Consider the following 16,562-nt stretch of genomic DNA (forward strand, 5'->3'; position numbering starts at 1 on the left):
ACTCTACACTTGTAGAGTGACGGTATGCACTCCCCAGAGCGCGGAAGCGACCGCAGAACACTGATCGCGGACAGTGCGATCGACCTCGTGGCCACCGCAGGGCTGCGGGGCCTGACCCACCGGGCGGTCGACGGCGCGGCCGGACTTCCGGCGGGCAGCACCTCGTACTACTTCCGTACGAGGGAGGCCCTGATCGGCGCCTGCTACGCGCGGCTGGCCGAGCTGGACCTCGGTGACTTCGACGAGGGCGCCGCGCCTTCCCATTCCCCCTCCTCCCTCTCCTCCCCGATGGACCGGGACGCCGTTGCCGCGGCGCTCGCCGCGCTGCTGTACCGATGGCTGACCTCGGGGAGGTCCCGCCAGCTGGCGCGCTTCGAGCTGAGTCTGGAGGCCGCGCGGAACCCGGAGCTGGCGACGGAACTGCACCGGGCCGGCCAGGGCTCGCGGGACCGGGCCGCCGGGATCCTCGCGGCACTCGGCGCCGCCCGGCCGGGCGAGTCCGCCGAACTCCTGGTCGCGTGGGCCGACGGACTCCTCTACGACCGCCTCGCGGGCGCGCTCGCCCGCTCCCGCCCCGCGCCGCAGCTGGCCGAACTGACGGCGGTGACCCGCAGGATGATCGACGCGGCTCTCGCCTAGGGGCGGTGTCTTTTCGGCGAGCCGGGCGAGCCCGGCGTGATCGGCAAGACACCCGCCAGGGCGCCCGGAGTTCCCGCGGCGGCCCCCGCGGCCTTCAGTCCGCCGAGCGGGACCAGCCCGTCGCCTCGATGCGGGAGGCGTCCGCGGGGCGGTCTTCGGCGAAGAGGAGGCAGGAGGGTTCCGACACGCGCAGGACGTCCACGTAGGCTCCGCGGCCCACGTAGCGCCCCTGGGCGGTGTGGCGGAAGCGGAGGCGGACCTCGCGGCCGGCCCAGGCGGTGAGCGGGGCTTCGAGCCGGTGCCAGATGCGGCCCGACCAGCCGGAGACGGAACCCTGCCGCCAGTGTTCGGCGGCTCCGCCGGTGGTGCGGACGGTGGTGAAGGGGAGCGGCTCCCAGGTCCGCCCGTCGGCGGAGGCCTCCACGTGGAGCGTTCCCGCGCCGGGCACGGTGTCCCACCACAGCGCACAGCGCAGCCGGGCGGATCCGGTGGTCGGGGTGAGGGCCGGGAGGGTCAGGGTGCCCGAACCGCCGGTCTCCATGCCGGAGTACCAGGCCGGGCCGCCGTGCCTCGTACGGACGGGGATCGCGCGGGCGAAGCGGTTGCCGACGGCGACCCGGGGGGCGCTGCCCGCGCGCCAGGTCCGCACGGGGTGCACGGAGTTGCCCAGGAGGATCAGGAAGGAGTCCGTGGAGGGGTCCAGGACCAGGGAGGTGCCGGTGAAACCGGTGTGGCCGGCGGAGTGCGGGGTGGCCATGGCGCCCATGTACCAGTGCTGGTAGAGCTCGAAGCCCAGGCCGTGGTCGTCGCCGGGGAATGCGGTGTTGTAGTCGGTGAAGAGCAGCTCGACGGAGGCGGGGCGCAGGATGCGCTTGCCGGCGTAGATCCCGCCGTCGAGGAGGGTTCGGGCGAGGATGGCCAGGTCCCAGGCGGTGCCGAAGACCCCGGCGTGCCCGGCGACGCCGCCCAGCGCGTGTGCGTTCTCGTCGTGGACCTCGCCCCAGACGAGCCCGCGGTCCAGCCCGGACCACGGCGGGCGCTGCACCTCGGTGGCGGCCGTGACCCGGCGCCAGGAGAGCGGCGGGTTGTAACGAGTGCGGTGCATCCCGAGCGGAGCGGTGATCTCGTCCTGGAGCAGGAGATCCAGAGTGTGACCGGTGATCCGTTCCAAGAGCAGTTGGAGGGCGATGAGGTTGAGGTCGGAATAGCGGTAGACCGTCCCCGGGGTCTCCTGTGGCCTCACCGACCACAGCAGCCTCAACTGACCTGCCCGGGTGGGCTCCTGATAGAACGGGGCCCAGGACCGCAGCCCCGACGTGTGCGTGAGCAGCTGGCGCACGGTGATCGACTCCTTGCCCCCGCCCGTGAACTCGGGGAGGTACCGGTTCACCGGCGCCTCCAGCTCGAGGCGCCCGCGCTCCATCTGCTGCACGGCCAGCAGTGAGGTGAACAGCTTCGAGAGGGAGGCCAGGTCGAAGACCGTGTCCTCGGCCATCGCGATCCGCTGGGCCGCCGGGAACTCCCGGACCCGGTCGGTGCGGCCGTCGTAATCGGCGTACCGGACGGCGTCGCCCATCGCCCGGTGCAGCGCCACCGTGCGGCCCCGCCCGGCGAGGACCACGGCCCCGGCGTAGTAAGGGTGTTCGGGGGAGGGGCCGAGGAAACGCCGCGCCTCGTCCGCCACCCCTTCGAGGTGCCTCTCCAGCAGTCCGGCCTGGCGGGCGGACCCGTACCGCAGCCGCAGTCCCTGGAGCGCGCGCCGCTCGGCCGGCCCCCCGGCGGCCCCCGCGGATCCGGGCAGTGCGGCCTGGAGTACGAGCACGCCGCCCAGGGCCAGCAGCCGCGCCCCGAGCCGCCGCCGGCTCAGCCCGCGCACGCCTCCGGTGCCGCCGTCCGTCCCGGGCGCGCCGCCGTCGCCCTCTGGTGCGCCGCGGTCCGTCCCGGGCCCGCTGTCAGCGCCGTCGGGCGCCGTCGGGCCGGTCGCGCCGGAGCCCCTCGTGCCACCGTCGTCCCCGGCTGCCCCTGGTGCCTTCATGCCCGGTCCTCCCGTCCGCCGTCGTGCCCTCCCGAGTATCTGCCCGCTCACGACGCGGGCCCCGCGGTGACCGGCCGGCAAAGAATCTGACGCTGCATCAGAAAACCTCTTCCCTCGGCGGCCGGGCTGCGGCATCCTGCCGCCCATGGAGACGGAGCTGAGCAGGAAACTGGGAATAGAGCACGCCATCTTCGGCTTCACGCCCTTCCCGGCGGTGGCCGCTGCCATCACCCGCGCGGGCGGGTTCGGAGTGCTCGGGGCGGTCCGCTACACCGCCCCCGACGACCTGAAGCGCGACCTCGACTGGATGCAGGAGCACACCGACGGCAAGCCCTACGGGCTCGACGTGGTCATGCCCGCGAAGAAGGCCGTCGACGGCGTCAGCGAGGCCGACATCGAGGCGATGATCCCGGCCGCGCACCGGGAGTACGTCCGCGACACCCTCGCCAAACACCACGTGCCCGAGCTCGCCGAGGGCGAGGCTTCCGGCTGGCGCATCACCGGCTGGATGGAGCAGGTCGCCCGCAACCAGCTCGACGTCGCCTTCGACTACCCCATCAAACTCCTGGCGAACGCGCTCGGTTCCCCGCCCGCCGACGTCATCGCGCGCGCCCACGAACACGGAGTCCTCGTCGCCGCCCTCGCGGGCAGCGCCAAGCACGCCCGCCGGCACGCCGAGGCCGGCATCGACATCGTCGTCGCCCAGGGTTACGAGGCCGGCGGACACACCGGCGACATCGCCACCATGGTCCTGGTGCCCGAGGTCGTCGAGGCCGTCGCCCCGCTCCCGGTCCTCGCGGCCGGCGGCATCGGCAGCGGAGAGCAGATCGCCGCGGGCCTGGCCCTCGGCGCCCAGGGCGCCTGGCTCGGCTCCCTCTGGCTGACCACCACCGAAGCGGACATGCACTCCCGCGCCCTCACCGAGAAGCTGCTCGCCGCGGGCTCCGGGGACACCGTCCGCTCCCGCGCGCTCACCGGCAAGCCCGCCCGGCAGCTGCGCACCGAGTGGACCGACGCCTGGGACGACCCGGAGGGCCCCGGCGCACTGCCGATGCCCCTGCAGGGACTCCTCGTCGCGGAGGCCGTGTCCCGCATCCAGAAGTACGAGATCCAGCCGCTGCTCGGCACCCCCGTCGGGCAGATCGTCGGCCGGATGAACAGCGAACGCAGCGTCCAGGCCGTCTTCGACGACCTCACCAGCGGGTTCGAGCGCGCCATCGACCGCATCACCCGCATCGCCGGCCGGGCCTGAAGATCCGAGGAGTGGACAAGATGACCGACACGCCCCCCAACGGCTTCTGGGCCCAGGCGGCCGCCGACCCCGAGCGCACCGTCCTCGTCACCCCGCAGGGCGAGACCTGGTCGGCCGCCCGGCTGCACGCCGACGTCAACCGCCTCGTGCACGGCCTGCGCGCCGCCGGGCTGGAGCGGGGCGACGTCTTCGCCGTCGTGCTCCCCAACAGCGTCGAGTTCCTCACCGCGTACCTGGCCGCCTCCCAGGCCGGGTTCTACCTCGTCCCCGTCAACCACCACCTCGTCGGCCCCGAGATCGCCTGGATCGTCTCCGACTCCGGAGCCAAGGTCCTGATCGCCCACGAACGGTTCGCCGACGCGGCCACCGCCGCGGCCGACGAGGCGGGCCTGCCCGCGAGCCACCGGTACGCGGTCGGAGCGGTCGCGGGCTTCCGCTCGTACGGCGAACTGCTCGACGGGCAGCCGGACACCGCCCCGGCCGACCGCACGCTCGGCTGGGTCATGAACTACACCTCCGGCACCACCGGCCGGCCGCGCGGCATCCGCCGTCCGCTGCCCGGCAAGCTCCCGGAGGAGACGTACCTCGGCGGCTTCCTGGGGATCTTCGGCATCCGCGCCTTCGACGACAACGTCCACCTCGTGTGCTCGCCGCTCTACCACACGGCCGTCCTGCAGTTCGCCGCGGCGGCCCTGCACATCGGGCACCCGCTGGTCCTGATGGACAAGTGGACCGCCGAGGAGATGCTGCGCCTGATCGACGAGCACGCCTGCACGCACACCCACATGGTGCCGACCCAGTTCCACCGGCTCCTCGCGCTCCCGCAGGAGACCAAGGACGCGTACGACGTCTCCTCCATGCGGCACGCCATCCACGGCGCCGCGCCCTGCCCCGACCACGTCAAGCGGGCGATGATCGACTGGTGGGGCGGGTGCGTGGAGGAGTACTACGCGGCGAGCGAGGGCGGCGGCGCCTTCGCGACGGCCGAGGACTGGCTGAAGAAGCCGGGAACCGTCGGCAAGGCCTGGCCGATCAGCGAGCTCGCCATCTTCGACGACGACGGCGAGCGCCTGCCCGCCGGTGAGCTCGGCACCGTCTACATCAAGATGAACACCGGCGGCTTCAGCTACCACAAGGACGAGGGCAAGACGAAGAAGAACCGCATCGGAGACTTCTTCACCGTCGGAGACCTCGGCCTGATGGACGAGGAGGGCTACCTCTTCCTCCGCGACCGGAAGATCGACATGATCATCTCGGGCGGGGTGAACATCTACCCGGCCGAGATCGAATCGGCGCTGCTCACCCATCCGGCGGTCGCGGACGCCGCCGCCTTCGGGATCCCGCACCCCTCCTGGGGCGAGGAGGTCAAGGCGGTCATCGAACCGGCCGAGGGCTTCGCGGCGAGCGACGCCCTCGCCGCGGAGATCCTGAACCACTGCGAGCGGCAACTGGCCGGGTACAAACGGCCCAAGACCGTGGACTTCATCGAGACGATGCCGCGCGACCCCAACGGCAAGCTGTACAAGCGCCGGCTGCGCGAGCCGTACTGGGAGGGCCACGAGCGCGCGATGTGAGGACCGGACCGGCCCTGCGGGGCCGGCCCCGTCCCCTCCGTCCGCCACGCCCGGAGTTTCGTGAGAAGTGCCACGTCAGGGGCGTGGAGGCGGCTGTTCGACCGCACAGGCCGGACAGTTCTGGCAAGTTGGCTGATATGAGTACGGCAACCCACAGATCCCCCCTGACCGACTGGACCGTCCTGGTCCCCGTGGTGGCGCTCGTCGCGCTCGTCTTCAGCTGGGGACGCGACCTGCCCTCGCTCGCGGTGGCCCTGGTGGCCCTCTGCCTGGCCGGCGCGGTGCTGGCGGCGGTCCACCATGCCGAGGTCGTCGCGCACCGGGTCGGCGAACCCTTCGGCTCGCTGGTCCTCGCCGTCGCGGTCACCGTCATCGAGGTGGCCCTCATCGTCACCCTGCTGGCCGACGGCGGGGACAAGACCTCCTCCCTCGCGCGGGACACCGTCTTCGCCGCCGTGATGATCACGTGCAACGGCATCGTCGGCCTGTCCCTGCTCGTCGGGGCCCTGCGCAACCGCGTCGCCGTCTTCAACGCCGAGGGCTCGGGCGCGGCCCTGGCCACCGTCGCCACGCTCGCCGTACTCAGCCTCGTCCTGCCCACCTTCACCACCACCAAGCCCGGCCCCGAGTTCTCCACGGCCCAGCTCGCTTTCGCCGCCACCGCCTCGCTCGCCCTCTACGGGCTGTTCGTCGCCGTCCAGACGGTCCGCCACCGCGACTACTTCCTGCCCGTCGACACCAAGCGGATCCGCAAGGAGGCGGCGCAGGCGGCCGCCGCCGCGGCCGCCGGCGAAGAGGACGAGCACGCCGAACCGCCCACCGCCCGAGCCGCCCTGATCAGCCTCGGCCTGCTGCTCGTGGCGCTCGTCGCCGTCGTCGGAAACGCCAAGGCGGTCTCCCCGACCATCGAACGCGGAGTCGCCGACCTCGGCCTGCCCTACGCCGTGGTCGGTGTGATCATCGCCCTGCTGGTCCTGGCGCCCGAGACCCTCGCCGCCGTCCGCGCCGCCCGCCGCGACCGCGTGCAGACCAGCCTCAACCTCGCCTACGGCTCAGCCATCGCCAGCATCGGCCTGACCATCCCGGCCATCGCCCTCGCGACGATCTGGCTCTCCGGGCCGCTGGTGCTCGGGCTCGAACCCGTCCACATGGTGCTGCTCGCGCTGACCGTCGTCGTCAGCGCCCTCACCATCGTCCCGGGCCGCGCCACCCTGCTCCAGGGCGGCGTGCACCTCGTGCTGCTGGCCGCGTACCTCTTCCTCGCCGTCAGCCCCTGAGCGCACCGCGACCCCGGACGACGGGCCCCGGAGGCCTGCCGTACGGGGTCGCGGTCGCGCAGGTCAGTGCCGCTCGCGCGGCCAGACCACCTTCAGCCGGGGCGAGGTGAGGATGTCCCGCTCACAGAACCGTGCCTTCACCCAGCGCTCCTGGGAGAAGAGCCGGGTCTGGTCGGCCGAGTGCGGGGAATCCGGGTTCGAGGACTGGCTGTACGTCAGCAGGGTGCGTGCCACCGGGCAGCGGCCGCCGTCCCAGCCGACGGCCTGGATGTGGCTGGAGCCGTGCAGGACCTCCGGGTAGCCCCCGACCGCCGCGTTCCACGGAGCCTCGATCTTGTTCCAGACGCCCAGGGCCTCCGTTCCGCCGCCCACGGGCAGCTTCTGCCCGCCGCGCACCACGAACTGGTGCTCCCCGAGCGGGGTGTCGGGAGCGATGCCCGCCTTCCCCAGCTCCGCCACCGTGTCGGCGAGGGCCCGTCCGATCCCGGGCGCCGCCCGGTTGAGCGTGCGGGGCGTCCGTACCGGATCGGCCGCGTCGAAGGGCACCAGCCACAGGTCCTTGGCCGCCGTGCTCGCGGTCAGCTTCCGCCAGAACCGGTCGAAGAGCAGCGCGCCGCGGCTCGTACTGTCGGCCTTGCGGTCCCAGGCCGCCAGCACCCCGCAGGCCGCCGACACGTCCACGGCGGCGCCGTCGGATCCCGTGGCCGTCCCGCCCGGAAGGGCCGCGCAGGCCTTCGCCGCGTCGGCCGCCGCCAGATCACCGGCCGGGACCCGGTTCGCGAACTGCTGCTCCTGCAGGTCCGCCACCGTCAGCCCGCCCCGCCCGGCCATCGAGGAGACGTCCTCCAGGGCTCCCCGGGTCCGCAGTGAGCGCGGGGTCCCGACGTTGCCCCAGATCCGCTCGTAACCGGTGAGGGGCCGCTCCGCGTTGGCCAGCCAGGCGCTGTCGTTGGAGTTCTCGGCGTACGGGGCATCGCGCAGCGCCGGCGCCCTGCCCGGGCCGAAGACCCCCGGCTGGACCGCGTCCGGGTCGGAGCCGGGCGCGCAGTCACCGCGCGAGCCGTCCAGCACCGCCAGCCCCGAGGAGGGGTACGTGGCCCTGCCCAGCGGGGTCGAGCAGCGCGCGGCCAGCTCGTCCGTGATCCGGGGGAGCACCTGGGACTGGGTGAAGAGGGTGCCGCCCGCCGAGTCGGCGGCCACCGTGTTGACCCAGGGCAGCCCCTGGGTGCGCCGCAGCGCGTCCTGAATCCCGGCGACCGAGCGGGCCCTTCCCATGGCCAGGGCCGTGTCCGAGCCGCGCAGGTTCGCGGCGTTGGGGTCGGCCAGCGCATAGGCGGTGGTCGTGGTCCAGGGCAGCGGGAGGCCGGCGCCGAGGCCGGACAGGACCGGGCCGTAGCGGGTCCACCACTGGGTCCGGGTGACCGGGGCGCCGCCCGGGACCGGGACGCTGACGGTCCGTGCGGTCATCTTCTCCGGCTTGCCGTCCACCAGATAGGCGGTCGGGTCGGCCGGGTCGAGGACCAGCTGGTGGAGGTTGACGGGGGTGCCGGTGGCCACCGTGTGGCTCCAGGCCACCTTCTCGTTGAAGCCGATGTTCACCACGCTGGTGCCGAGCAGCGAGCCGCCCGAGACGTTCAGCTCGCCGGGGATGGTCTGCTGCGACTGCCAGAACCGGCGGCCGCCCTGCCACGGATAGTGCGGGTTGCCGAGGAGCAGGCCGGAGCCGCTCGCGGTGGTGGAGCCGGCGAAGGCCACCGCGTTGGAGCCCATGTCGTAGCGGCTGGTGTCGAAGAACTCCCGGGCCGCTTCCGCGGCGGCGGCCGGATCGACACCGGCCGTGTCCGGAACGGCTGTGGCCGTGCCCGGGGGCCGCGCCGAGGTGATGCCGTCGACGGCGCGGCCCTGGCCGCCGAGGACCGAGACGGCGAAGCCCCGGGCGGCGACGTCGGTGGTGGTGACCGGGCGCACCCAACCGGCGCCCTTGCAGGCCGGGTCGGTGATCCGGTTCTGGGCCAGCCAGGCGTTGTAGCCGGCGGCCCAGCCCCGCATCAGCTCCTTGACCTCCTTGCCCGGCCCGGCCGGCGCGGGCACGGCCAGCAGTTTCTCCACGGTGCCGGAGTCGCGCACGCCTTTGAAGAACAGGTCGCTGGAGAGGTTCCCGGCGGCGGAGGAGAGCGAACCGTCGGGCGCGGCGTCCGGGCCGAACCACCGCGACCGCTCCCCGGAGACGGTCAGGAACCCGTCGGCGAGCACGCACACCTGGTCGGCGGCCTGCGCCCAGCCGGTGCCGAACCCGAGGTGGGCGTAGTCCCGGGCCAGGATGTGCGGGATCCCGTTCTCGGTGTACCTGATGACGGCGGAGAGACCGCCGCCGGACGGGCCGGAGCCCTGGTCCAGGGCGGCGGCCCCGGGTATCGCCGAGACGGCGGCGAGCAGTGCGGTGCCGGTGACGGCGGCGCGGCCCAGGAGCGGGCGGGCGCGACGGCGTCGGTGGGGTAGGCGCAACGTACCTCCCAAGTAGCCTGCGGACGGGCGCGATCGCCCGAGCGGGTGGGTGGTGCTGGTGTGCACCCACACTCATGCAGGCCACCTGACGTCATGTCAACATGCCGTTTGGTATCCCCGGATGTTCCGGCCGGCCGTCCACGGCGCCCGGGTCATTGACCCCGGCCGCACGCGCAGACGAAGATCCCGCCATGACCCCGGTGCGGAAGAACACGGTCGACGGACTGCTCCACGACAGCGCGCGGCGCGTCCCGGACCGGATCGCGGTCCGCTACCGCGAGCGGACCTGGACCTACGCGGAACTCGACGCGGCCGTCTCCACGGGCGCGGCCGTCCTGCGCGGGCGCTACGGGCTGGCCGAGGGGGACCGGGTCGCGACCTTCGGGCACAACTCCGACGCCTACCTCCTCGCCTTCCTCGCCTGTGCCCGGGCCGGGCTCACGCACGTTCCCGTCAACCAGAACCTCACCGGGGAGGACCTCGCGTACATCCTGGGAAACTCCGGGAGCTCGCTCGTCCTCGCCGACCCGGAGCTGGCCGCGAGGGTCCCCGACGGATTCGCCGTACGCCCCCTGCGCGACGAGCCCGGCTCCTTCCTCGCCCTCCTCGCCGAACCGGCGGAGCCCGCCGGGCCCGGGACCTTCACCCGCTCCGGGGATCCGTCCCGGCTGGCGCAGCTGCTGTACACGTCCGGGACCACCGCCCTGCCGAAGGGGGCGATGATGACGCACGGGGCGCTCTGCCACGAGTACGAGAGCGCGATCGCGGCCCTGGACCTGGCGGAGGGCGATCTGCCGGTGCACTCCCTGCCGCTGTACCACTCGGCGCAGATGCACGTGTTCCTGCTGCCGTACCTGGCGGTGGGCGCGCGGAACACGATCGTGGACGCCCCGGTCGCGGAGGAGATCTTCGACCTGGTGGAGGCGGGGGAGGCGGACAGCCTGTTCGCGCCGCCGACGGTGTGGATCGGGCTGGCAAACCACCCCGACTTCGGGGCCTTCGCCGACTTCGCCGTCCGTGACCTGTCCGCCCTGCGCAAGGCGTACTACGGCGCCTCGATCATGCCGGTGCCGGTGCTGCAACGGCTGCGGGCGCGGCTGCCCGGCCTCGGCTTCTACAACTGCTTCGGCCAGAGCGAGATCGGCCCGCTGGCCACGGTGCTGCGGCCGGAGGAGCACGAGGGGCGGATGGACTCGTGCGGCCGGCCGGTGCACCACGTGGAGGCGCGGGTCGTCGACGAGGACGGGGCCGAGGTGCCGGACGGCACGGCGGGCGAGGTGGTCTACCGCTCCCCGCAGCTCTGCCTGGGCTACTGGAACGACGCGGAGGCGACGAAGAAGGCCTTCCGGGACGGCTGGTTCCGCTCCGGTGACCTGGCGGTCCGGGACCCGGAGGGGTACTACACGGTCGTGGACCGGGTGAAGGACGTCATCAACTCGGGCGGGGTGCTGGTCGCCTCACGGCAGGTCGAGGACGTGCTCTATACCCACCCGGGCGTGGCCGAGGCGGCGGTGGTCGGACTGCCGGACGAACGGTGGATCGAGGCCGTCACGGCGGTGGTGGTCCCGCGCGACGGGGTCACGGAGGAGGAGCTCCTGGCCTACGCCCGCGAGAAGCTGGCCCACTTCAATGCCCCGAAACGGATCCTCTTCGTGGACGCCCTGCCCCGGAACGCGAGCGGCAAGATCCTCAAGCGCACCCTGCGCGACCGGTTCTCGCCCCCGGCCTGACCGTCCGGCCGACTAGTCTCTGCCGTCATGAACCGAAGACGGCGGAAGAAGCTCGCGCGGCAGCTCGTCGACGCCTCGATGTTCGGGCGCACCGCCCGGGTCCGCGCACTCCTGGCCGCCGGGGCCCACCCGGAGACGGCTGACTCCGAGGGCACCACCCCGCTGTACGCGGCATCCGTTCAGGGGACTCTCGACACGGTCCGCTGCCTCCTGGCGGCCGGCGCCTCCCCGAACACCGAGAGCGGACGGGGCGAGGAGGGCACGCCGCTGTGCGCAGCCGCCTCCTGGGGCCACGCCGACACGGTGCGCGAGCTCCTCGCCCACGGCGCGGACCCGAACCTCAGGGAGGACCGGGGCACGGGCCGCACACCCCTGGAATGGGCGCTGGCCGGAGCGCACCCAGAGACGGCCGACGCTCTCCGATCGGCGGGAGCCCACCCCGCCCCTTAGGCCGGCTACGGCTCCTGGTCCTGCGCGAGCTCCGTGTCCTGGAGGCGGCGCAGGACGAGGTGTTCGTGGAAGAGCCGGCCGACGAGGGCGCCGCCGTAGACCACGAAGCCGACGCCGACCAGCCAGGACTGGACGACCAGGAGGGTGCCGAAGGGGCCGTAGGTCACGGCGTTGGAGGCGATCAGCGGGGAGAACACCAGCTGCGAGAAGACCCGTAGGCCGAGGAGGCCCAGGCTGGTGCACGCGGCTCCCGGGAGCAGGGCGCGCCAGCGGACCCGCCCGCCGAGGAGGATCCACTGGGAGGTCCAGAAGAACAGGCAGGTGCCGATGACATCGCCCGTGGTGCCCAGGACCGTGCCGGGAGCATCGTCCGAGGGGGCGGGGATGAGGACCAGCAGCCCGAGGTAGCAGACCAGCAGGGCGAGCCAGACGACGTGCCGCCACATGGTGTGCCAGCGGGCCGTCGGAAGGTCCCAGACCTTCTCGTACCCGGTCTGTACGGCGGAGCCGAAGGTCAGGCCGAAGACCGCGAGCGCGGCGAGACCGAAGGCGGTCGTCCGCTCCAGCGCGAGGTCCGCGGCGCCGAACAGCATCTCCACCCGCTCCCGGGAGAACTCCGTCACCCCGAGGGCCTGACCGAGCCAGCGGCCGAAGCCCGACCCGCTGCCCGGCGCGGCGGCCGCGACGACGACGAGCAGCGGCACCAGGGTGAGGAAGCCGAGGGCGGCGAAGCCCATGGCCCGGTGCATCAGCTCCATCTCCCGCCCGCGGCTCCATGCCAGCCCGGCATGGGAAGCCTGGAGCCGGTCGTGGAGCCGCCGGAAGGTCGAGGTCACGCCTCTCTCCCTACCCGGATGGGCCCGCGGCTTCCCGGAAGGCCCCCCGAGTGGGCCCGAAGGGGTGGATCCGGCGGCGGTCCGGCCCTCCGGCGCGGGCGATCGCCCGTCCCGTGTGCGCCGCGGGCTCGGGCTCAGCCGCGGCCTCAGGCGTCCCGGAGGTCCACCAGCCGCTTGATCTTGCCGACCGACCGCTCGAGGGTCTCCGGATCCACCACCTCCACGGTGACCGAGACGCCCACCCCCTCCTTGACGGCCCGCACCACCGAGGCCGCCGCGGCCTCCCGCTGGCCGGCGTCGCTCTCGCGGCGCGCCTCCACCCGTACCGTCAGGGCGTCCAGCCGCCCCTGCCGGGTCAGCCGGAGCTGGAAGTGCGGAGCCAGGGCCGGGGTCCGCAGGAGCACCTCCTCGATCTGGGTGGGGTAGAGGTTCACCCCGCGCAGGATGATCATGTCGTCACTGCGGCCGGTGATCTTCTCCATCCGGCGGAAGGCCGGCCGGACGGTACCGGGAAGCAGCAGGGTCAGGTCCCGGGTGCGGTAGCGGACGATGGGCATCGCCTCCTTGGTGAGCGAGGTGAAGACCAGCTCCCCGGGCTCGCCCTCCGGCAGCACGGCGCCCGTCAGCGGGTCGACCACCTCCGGATAGAAGTGGTCCTCCCATATGTGAAGGCCGTCCTTCGTCTCGGCGAACTCCTGTGCGACGCCCGGGCCCATCACCTCCGAGAGCCCGTATATGTCCACCGCGTCGATGTTCAGGCGTTCCTCGATCTCGCGGCGCATCTCCTCGGTCCACGGCTCGGCGCCGAAGATGCCCGTACGCAAGGAGGTGGCGCGGGGGTCGATGCCCTGGCGCTCCATCTCGTCCAGCAGGGTCAGCATGTAGGAGGGGGTCACCATGATGACCTCCGGCCGGAAGTCCTCGATCAGCCGGACCTGCCGGTCCGTCATCCCGCCCGAGGCGGGGACGACCGTACAGCCCAGGCGCTCCGCGCCGTAGTGCGCGCCCAGGCCTCCGGTGAACAGTCCGTACCCGTAGGCGATGTGGACGATCTGGCCGGGCCTGCCGCCCGCCGCGCGGATCGAGCGGGCGACGACATCCGCCCAGGTGGACAGGTCCCCGTCCGTGTACCCGACGACGGTCGGGCGGCCCGTGGTGCCGCTGGAGGCGTGGATGCGGCGGACCTCGGAGCGCGGCACGGCGAACAGTCCGAAGGGGTACTGGTCGCGCAGATCGGACTTGGTGGTGAAGGGGAACAGCGCGAGATCGGACAGGGAGCGGCAGTCGTCGGGATGCAGACCGGCCTTGTCGAAGGCCTGCCTGTAGAAGGGCACCCGGTCGTACGCCCGGCGCAAGGTCGCCCGCAGCCGGGTCAGCTGGAGCGCCGCCAGCTCGTCCCGGCCCATCCGCTCGGCCTCGTCCGCACCGCCGTCGTGGCCCTGTGTGTACGTACCCATGCCGCCCACCCCTTGTCCAAGTCAACCGACCGATCATTCGGTAGATTGCCGGACCGCGGCAGCCAAATCAATTACTCGAACGAGTGATCGTCTGCTGGGATTGCGTCCATGTCGACCTCCACGCAGTCCACCTGCACCTTTACCTTCACCGCTGATGACGGAACCGAACTCGCGTACCACGTCCAGGGGGAAGGGGAGCCCCTGGTCTGCCTCCCGGGCGGCGCCATGCGGGCCTCCGCCTACCTGGGCGACCTCGGCGGGCTGTCCGCCGGGCGCCGGCTGATCCTGCTCGACCTGCGTGGCACCGGGGACTCCGCGGTCCCGGCCGACCCCTCGACGTACCGGGTCGACCACCAGGTGGCCGACGTCGAGGCGCTGCGCATCCACCTCGGACTGGACGGCGTCGACCTGCTCGCCCACTCCGCCGCAGGGAACCTGGCCCTGCTCTACACGGCGGCGCACCCGCGGCGGGTACGCCGACTGGCCATGATCACGCCGACCTGCTGGGCCGTGGACCTCACGGAGTCCCCGGAAGCCCGTCTCGCGGACGTCCGCCGCAGAGGCGGTGGCGAGCCCTACGACACGGCCATCGCGGCCTACGGGCGGGCGCTGGACGCCCTGGCCGCCGGCGAGGTTCCCGCCGAGGCGGACTGGGCGGCGGCGATGCCGCTCGCCTACGGGCGCTGGGACGGGGAGGCGCGCGCCCACGCGGCACTGAGCCCGGTCCAGAAGAACGCCGAGGCCTCCGCCGCCTTCGCCGGTCCGGGGGCCTTCGACCCGCCCGCCACCCGGGCCGCTCTGGGCCGGTTCGCCGGCGAGGTGCTGGTCCTGGCCGGGGAACTGGACTCCAACCCCTCCCCGGCCCTCGCCGCCCGCCTCGCGCGGCTCTTCGCGCGGGGCGTCGTCGACGTGCAGCGGGGCGGCGGGCACTTCCCGTGGCTGGACGAAGCGCCGTGGTTCGCGGCCCGCGTCGAGCGGTTCCTGGCCACCGGGGCCTGAGCGGCGGCCGCCGGCCGGCACCTGCGGCCGAAGCGGACACCCCCGGCGGGGCGTGCGAACACGCCGGCGGGCCGGGACCCTTCAGGGCCCCGGCCCGCCGGCGTGTGACGCGACGTGGTGTCGGCCCGTGGTGTCGGCTCGCGGTGTCAGCTCTCGGTGTCCGCGCCCGCGTCCGCCTCCGTGGCCACCGACTTCGCCCACCGGTAGTCCGCCTTGCCGCTCGGGGAGCGCTGGATCGCGGGGGCGACGACGAGCTGGCGCGGGATCTTGTAGCCCGCCAGCTTGGTGCGGCAGTGGGCCTGGATCTCGTCCAGCGTCGGGTCGGCGGCGCCCTCCCGGATCTGGACCACCGCGGCGACGTGGCTGCCCCACTTCGGGTCGGGGACCCCGGCGACCAGGGCGTCGTAGACGTCCGGGTGGGACTTCAGGGCCTGCTCGACCTCCTCCGGGTACACCTTCTCGCCTCCCGTGTTGATGCACTGGGAGCCGCGGCCGAGGACGGTGACGATGCCCTGCTCGTCAACGGTCGCCATGTCGCCGAGCAACACCCACCGTTCGGATCCCTTCTGGAAGAAGGTTTCCGCGGTCTTGGCGGGGTCGTTGTAGTAGCCCAGCGGTACGTACCCGCGCTGCGCGAGCCGTCCCGGCTCGCCCACCGGCACCGGCTCGTGGGTGACCGGGTCGACGACCTGCGTACGCTCGTTGACCTCCAGCCGGAAGCCCTTCTCCGGGCCGGAGTCGTTCGTCGCGCGGCCGTTCGATCCGGACTCGGACGAGCCGAAGTTGTTCAGGAGCATCACGTTCGGCACGAGCGCCTGGAACTCGGCGCGCACCGTCTCCGACATGATCGCTCCGGAGGAGGAGACGCTGAACAGGGAGGACAGGTCGGTGCCCTTCAGGGGCCCGTTGAGGGCGTCGATGAGCGGTCGCAGCATGGCGTCGCCCACCAGCGAGACGCTGGAGACCTTCTCCTTCTCGATCGTGCGCAGCACTTCCTCGGGCGCGTACTTGCGGTGGATCACCACCCGCTGCCCGTAGTTGAAGGCGATGAAGGACGTCAGCGTGGACGTGCCGTGCATCAGCGGTGGCGCGGGGAAGAAGGTGAGCCCGGCGCCCTTCGACGCCACCCGCTCGGCCAGTTCCTCGGGCCGCTTCACCGGTTCTCCCGAGGGTTCCCCGCCGAACAGGCCGGCGAAGAAGAGGTCCTCCGCGCGCCACATGACGCCCTTGGGCATACCGGTCGTGCCGCCGGTGTAGATGATGAACAGGTCGTCGGGGGAGCGGGGCGGGAACCCGCGGTCCGGCGAGCCGGCCGCCTCCGCGTCGGCGTACGCGACCGGCGCGATCGAGGGCTCCGGGGCGCCCTCGGGGGTCGGCCCGACGCGGATCAGGTGACGGAGCTTCGTCGTCTGCGGGAGGGCCGCCGCGACCCGTTCGGTGAACTCGCCCTCGAAGACGAGCGCGGCGAGGTCGGCGTCGTTGTAGAGGTAGACGAGCTCCTCCTCCACGTACCGGTAGTTCACGTTCACCGGCACCAGGCGGGCCTTCAGGCAGGCGAGGACGGTCTGGAGGTACTCGATGCCGTTGTAGAGGTGCAGGCCCAAGTGCTCACCGGCCTTCAGGCCGCTGTCCAGCAGGTGGTGCGCGATGCGGTTCGCCGCCGCGTCCAGCTCCGCGTACGTGAGGCGGCGCTCGGCGCCGGTCCCGGGGTGGTCCACGTACACGAGGGCCTCGCGGTCCGGGACCACGTCCACGACCGACTCGAACAGGTCGGCAATGTTGTACTCCACCGGTCCTCCTGACCCAGA

General features: G+C 72.8%; 12 protein-coding genes. 7 read left to right on the plus strand and 5 right to left on the minus strand.

What is annotated here, in order from left to right:
* Positions 1-24: 24 nt before the first annotated feature.
* On the plus strand, positions 25-639 hold the full coding sequence (locus ACFYM0_RS01920) for a TetR/AcrR family transcriptional regulator (protein ID WP_388495588.1): 615 nt from the start codon (positions 25-27) through the stop codon (positions 637-639).
* Between the two features lie 94 nt (positions 640-733).
* On the opposite strand, the gene ACFYM0_RS01925 is transcribed toward ACFYM0_RS01920, so the two are convergent.
* Positions 734-2,674, minus strand: a complete 1,941-nt coding sequence (locus tag ACFYM0_RS01925; RefSeq protein ID WP_388495590.1) for a serine hydrolase — start codon at positions 2,672-2,674, stop codon at positions 734-736.
* Between the two features lie 145 nt (positions 2,675-2,819).
* Here ACFYM0_RS01925 and ACFYM0_RS01930 point away from each other — a divergent pair, with 145 nt between their 5' ends.
* The 3 genes from ACFYM0_RS01930 to ACFYM0_RS01940 all read left to right on the plus strand — a co-directional run bounded on the left by ACFYM0_RS01930 (position 2,820) and on the right by ACFYM0_RS01940 (position 6,777).
* A complete protein-coding gene (locus ACFYM0_RS01930) occupies positions 2,820-3,926 on the plus strand; it encodes a nitronate monooxygenase (protein WP_266911426.1) in 1,107 nt (368 codons plus the stop codon).
* A 20-nt stretch (positions 3,927-3,946) separates the two neighbouring features.
* Entirely contained in the window at positions 3,947-5,500 is a 1,554-nt protein-coding gene (locus tag ACFYM0_RS01935) for an acyl-CoA synthetase (RefSeq protein ID WP_388495592.1), read from the plus strand.
* A 137-nt stretch (positions 5,501-5,637) separates the two neighbouring features.
* Complete coding sequence (locus ACFYM0_RS01940; protein WP_327251239.1) at positions 5,638-6,777, plus strand: ionic transporter y4hA; 1,140 nt, start codon at positions 5,638-5,640, stop codon at positions 6,775-6,777.
* Between the two features lie 63 nt (positions 6,778-6,840).
* Here the strand turns inward: ACFYM0_RS01940 and ACFYM0_RS01945 are convergent, their stop codons facing one another.
* Positions 6,841-9,282, minus strand: a complete 2,442-nt coding sequence (locus ACFYM0_RS01945; RefSeq protein WP_388495594.1) for a penicillin acylase family protein — start codon at positions 9,280-9,282, stop codon at positions 6,841-6,843.
* A gap of 191 nt (positions 9,283-9,473) precedes the next feature.
* Between ACFYM0_RS01945 and ACFYM0_RS01950 the strand changes: the two genes are divergently transcribed.
* Together ACFYM0_RS01950 and ACFYM0_RS01955 are read left to right on the plus strand one after the other, a co-directional pair.
* Positions 9,474-11,012 carry a fatty acyl-CoA synthetase gene (locus ACFYM0_RS01950; RefSeq protein ID WP_388495596.1) on the plus strand — a complete coding sequence of 513 codons (1,539 nt, stop codon included), beginning with the start codon at positions 9,474-9,476 and terminating at the stop codon, positions 11,010-11,012.
* Positions 11,013-11,039: 27 nt separating this feature from the next.
* Positions 11,040-11,462 carry an ankyrin repeat domain-containing protein gene (locus tag ACFYM0_RS01955; RefSeq protein ID WP_388495597.1) on the plus strand — a complete coding sequence of 141 codons (423 nt, stop codon included), beginning with the start codon at positions 11,040-11,042 and terminating at the stop codon, positions 11,460-11,462.
* Positions 11,463-11,467: 5 nt separating this feature from the next.
* Here ACFYM0_RS01955 and ACFYM0_RS01960 read toward each other — a convergent pair whose 3' ends face one another.
* Both ACFYM0_RS01960 and paaK read right to left on the minus strand, forming a co-directional pair.
* Positions 11,468-12,298: a YhjD/YihY/BrkB family envelope integrity protein gene (locus ACFYM0_RS01960; protein ID WP_388495599.1), complete on the minus strand. Its 831-nt coding sequence runs from the start codon at positions 12,296-12,298 to the stop codon at positions 11,468-11,470.
* A gap of 146 nt (positions 12,299-12,444) precedes the next feature.
* Positions 12,445-13,755 carry a phenylacetate--CoA ligase PaaK gene (gene paaK, locus ACFYM0_RS01965; RefSeq protein WP_388495600.1) on the minus strand — a complete coding sequence of 437 codons (1,311 nt, stop codon included), beginning with the start codon at positions 13,753-13,755 and terminating at the stop codon, positions 12,445-12,447.
* 108 nt (positions 13,756-13,863) lie between these two features.
* On the opposite strand from paaK, the gene ACFYM0_RS01970 reads away from it, so the two are divergent.
* Entirely contained in the window at positions 13,864-14,754 is an 891-nt protein-coding gene (locus tag ACFYM0_RS01970; protein WP_388495602.1) for an alpha/beta fold hydrolase, read from the plus strand.
* Between the two features lie 146 nt (positions 14,755-14,900).
* Here ACFYM0_RS01970 and ACFYM0_RS01975 read toward each other — a convergent pair whose 3' ends face one another.
* Positions 14,901-16,544 carry an acyl-CoA synthetase gene (locus ACFYM0_RS01975; protein WP_388495604.1) on the minus strand — a complete coding sequence of 548 codons (1,644 nt, stop codon included), beginning with the start codon at positions 16,542-16,544 and terminating at the stop codon, positions 14,901-14,903.
* Between the last annotated feature and the right edge of the window lie 18 nt (positions 16,545-16,562).

Origin of the sequence: Streptomyces sp. NPDC006487 (genome assembly GCF_042870555.1) — a bacterium.
In the GTDB taxonomy this organism is placed as follows: Bacteria; Actinomycetota; Actinomycetes; order Streptomycetales; family Streptomycetaceae; genus Streptomyces.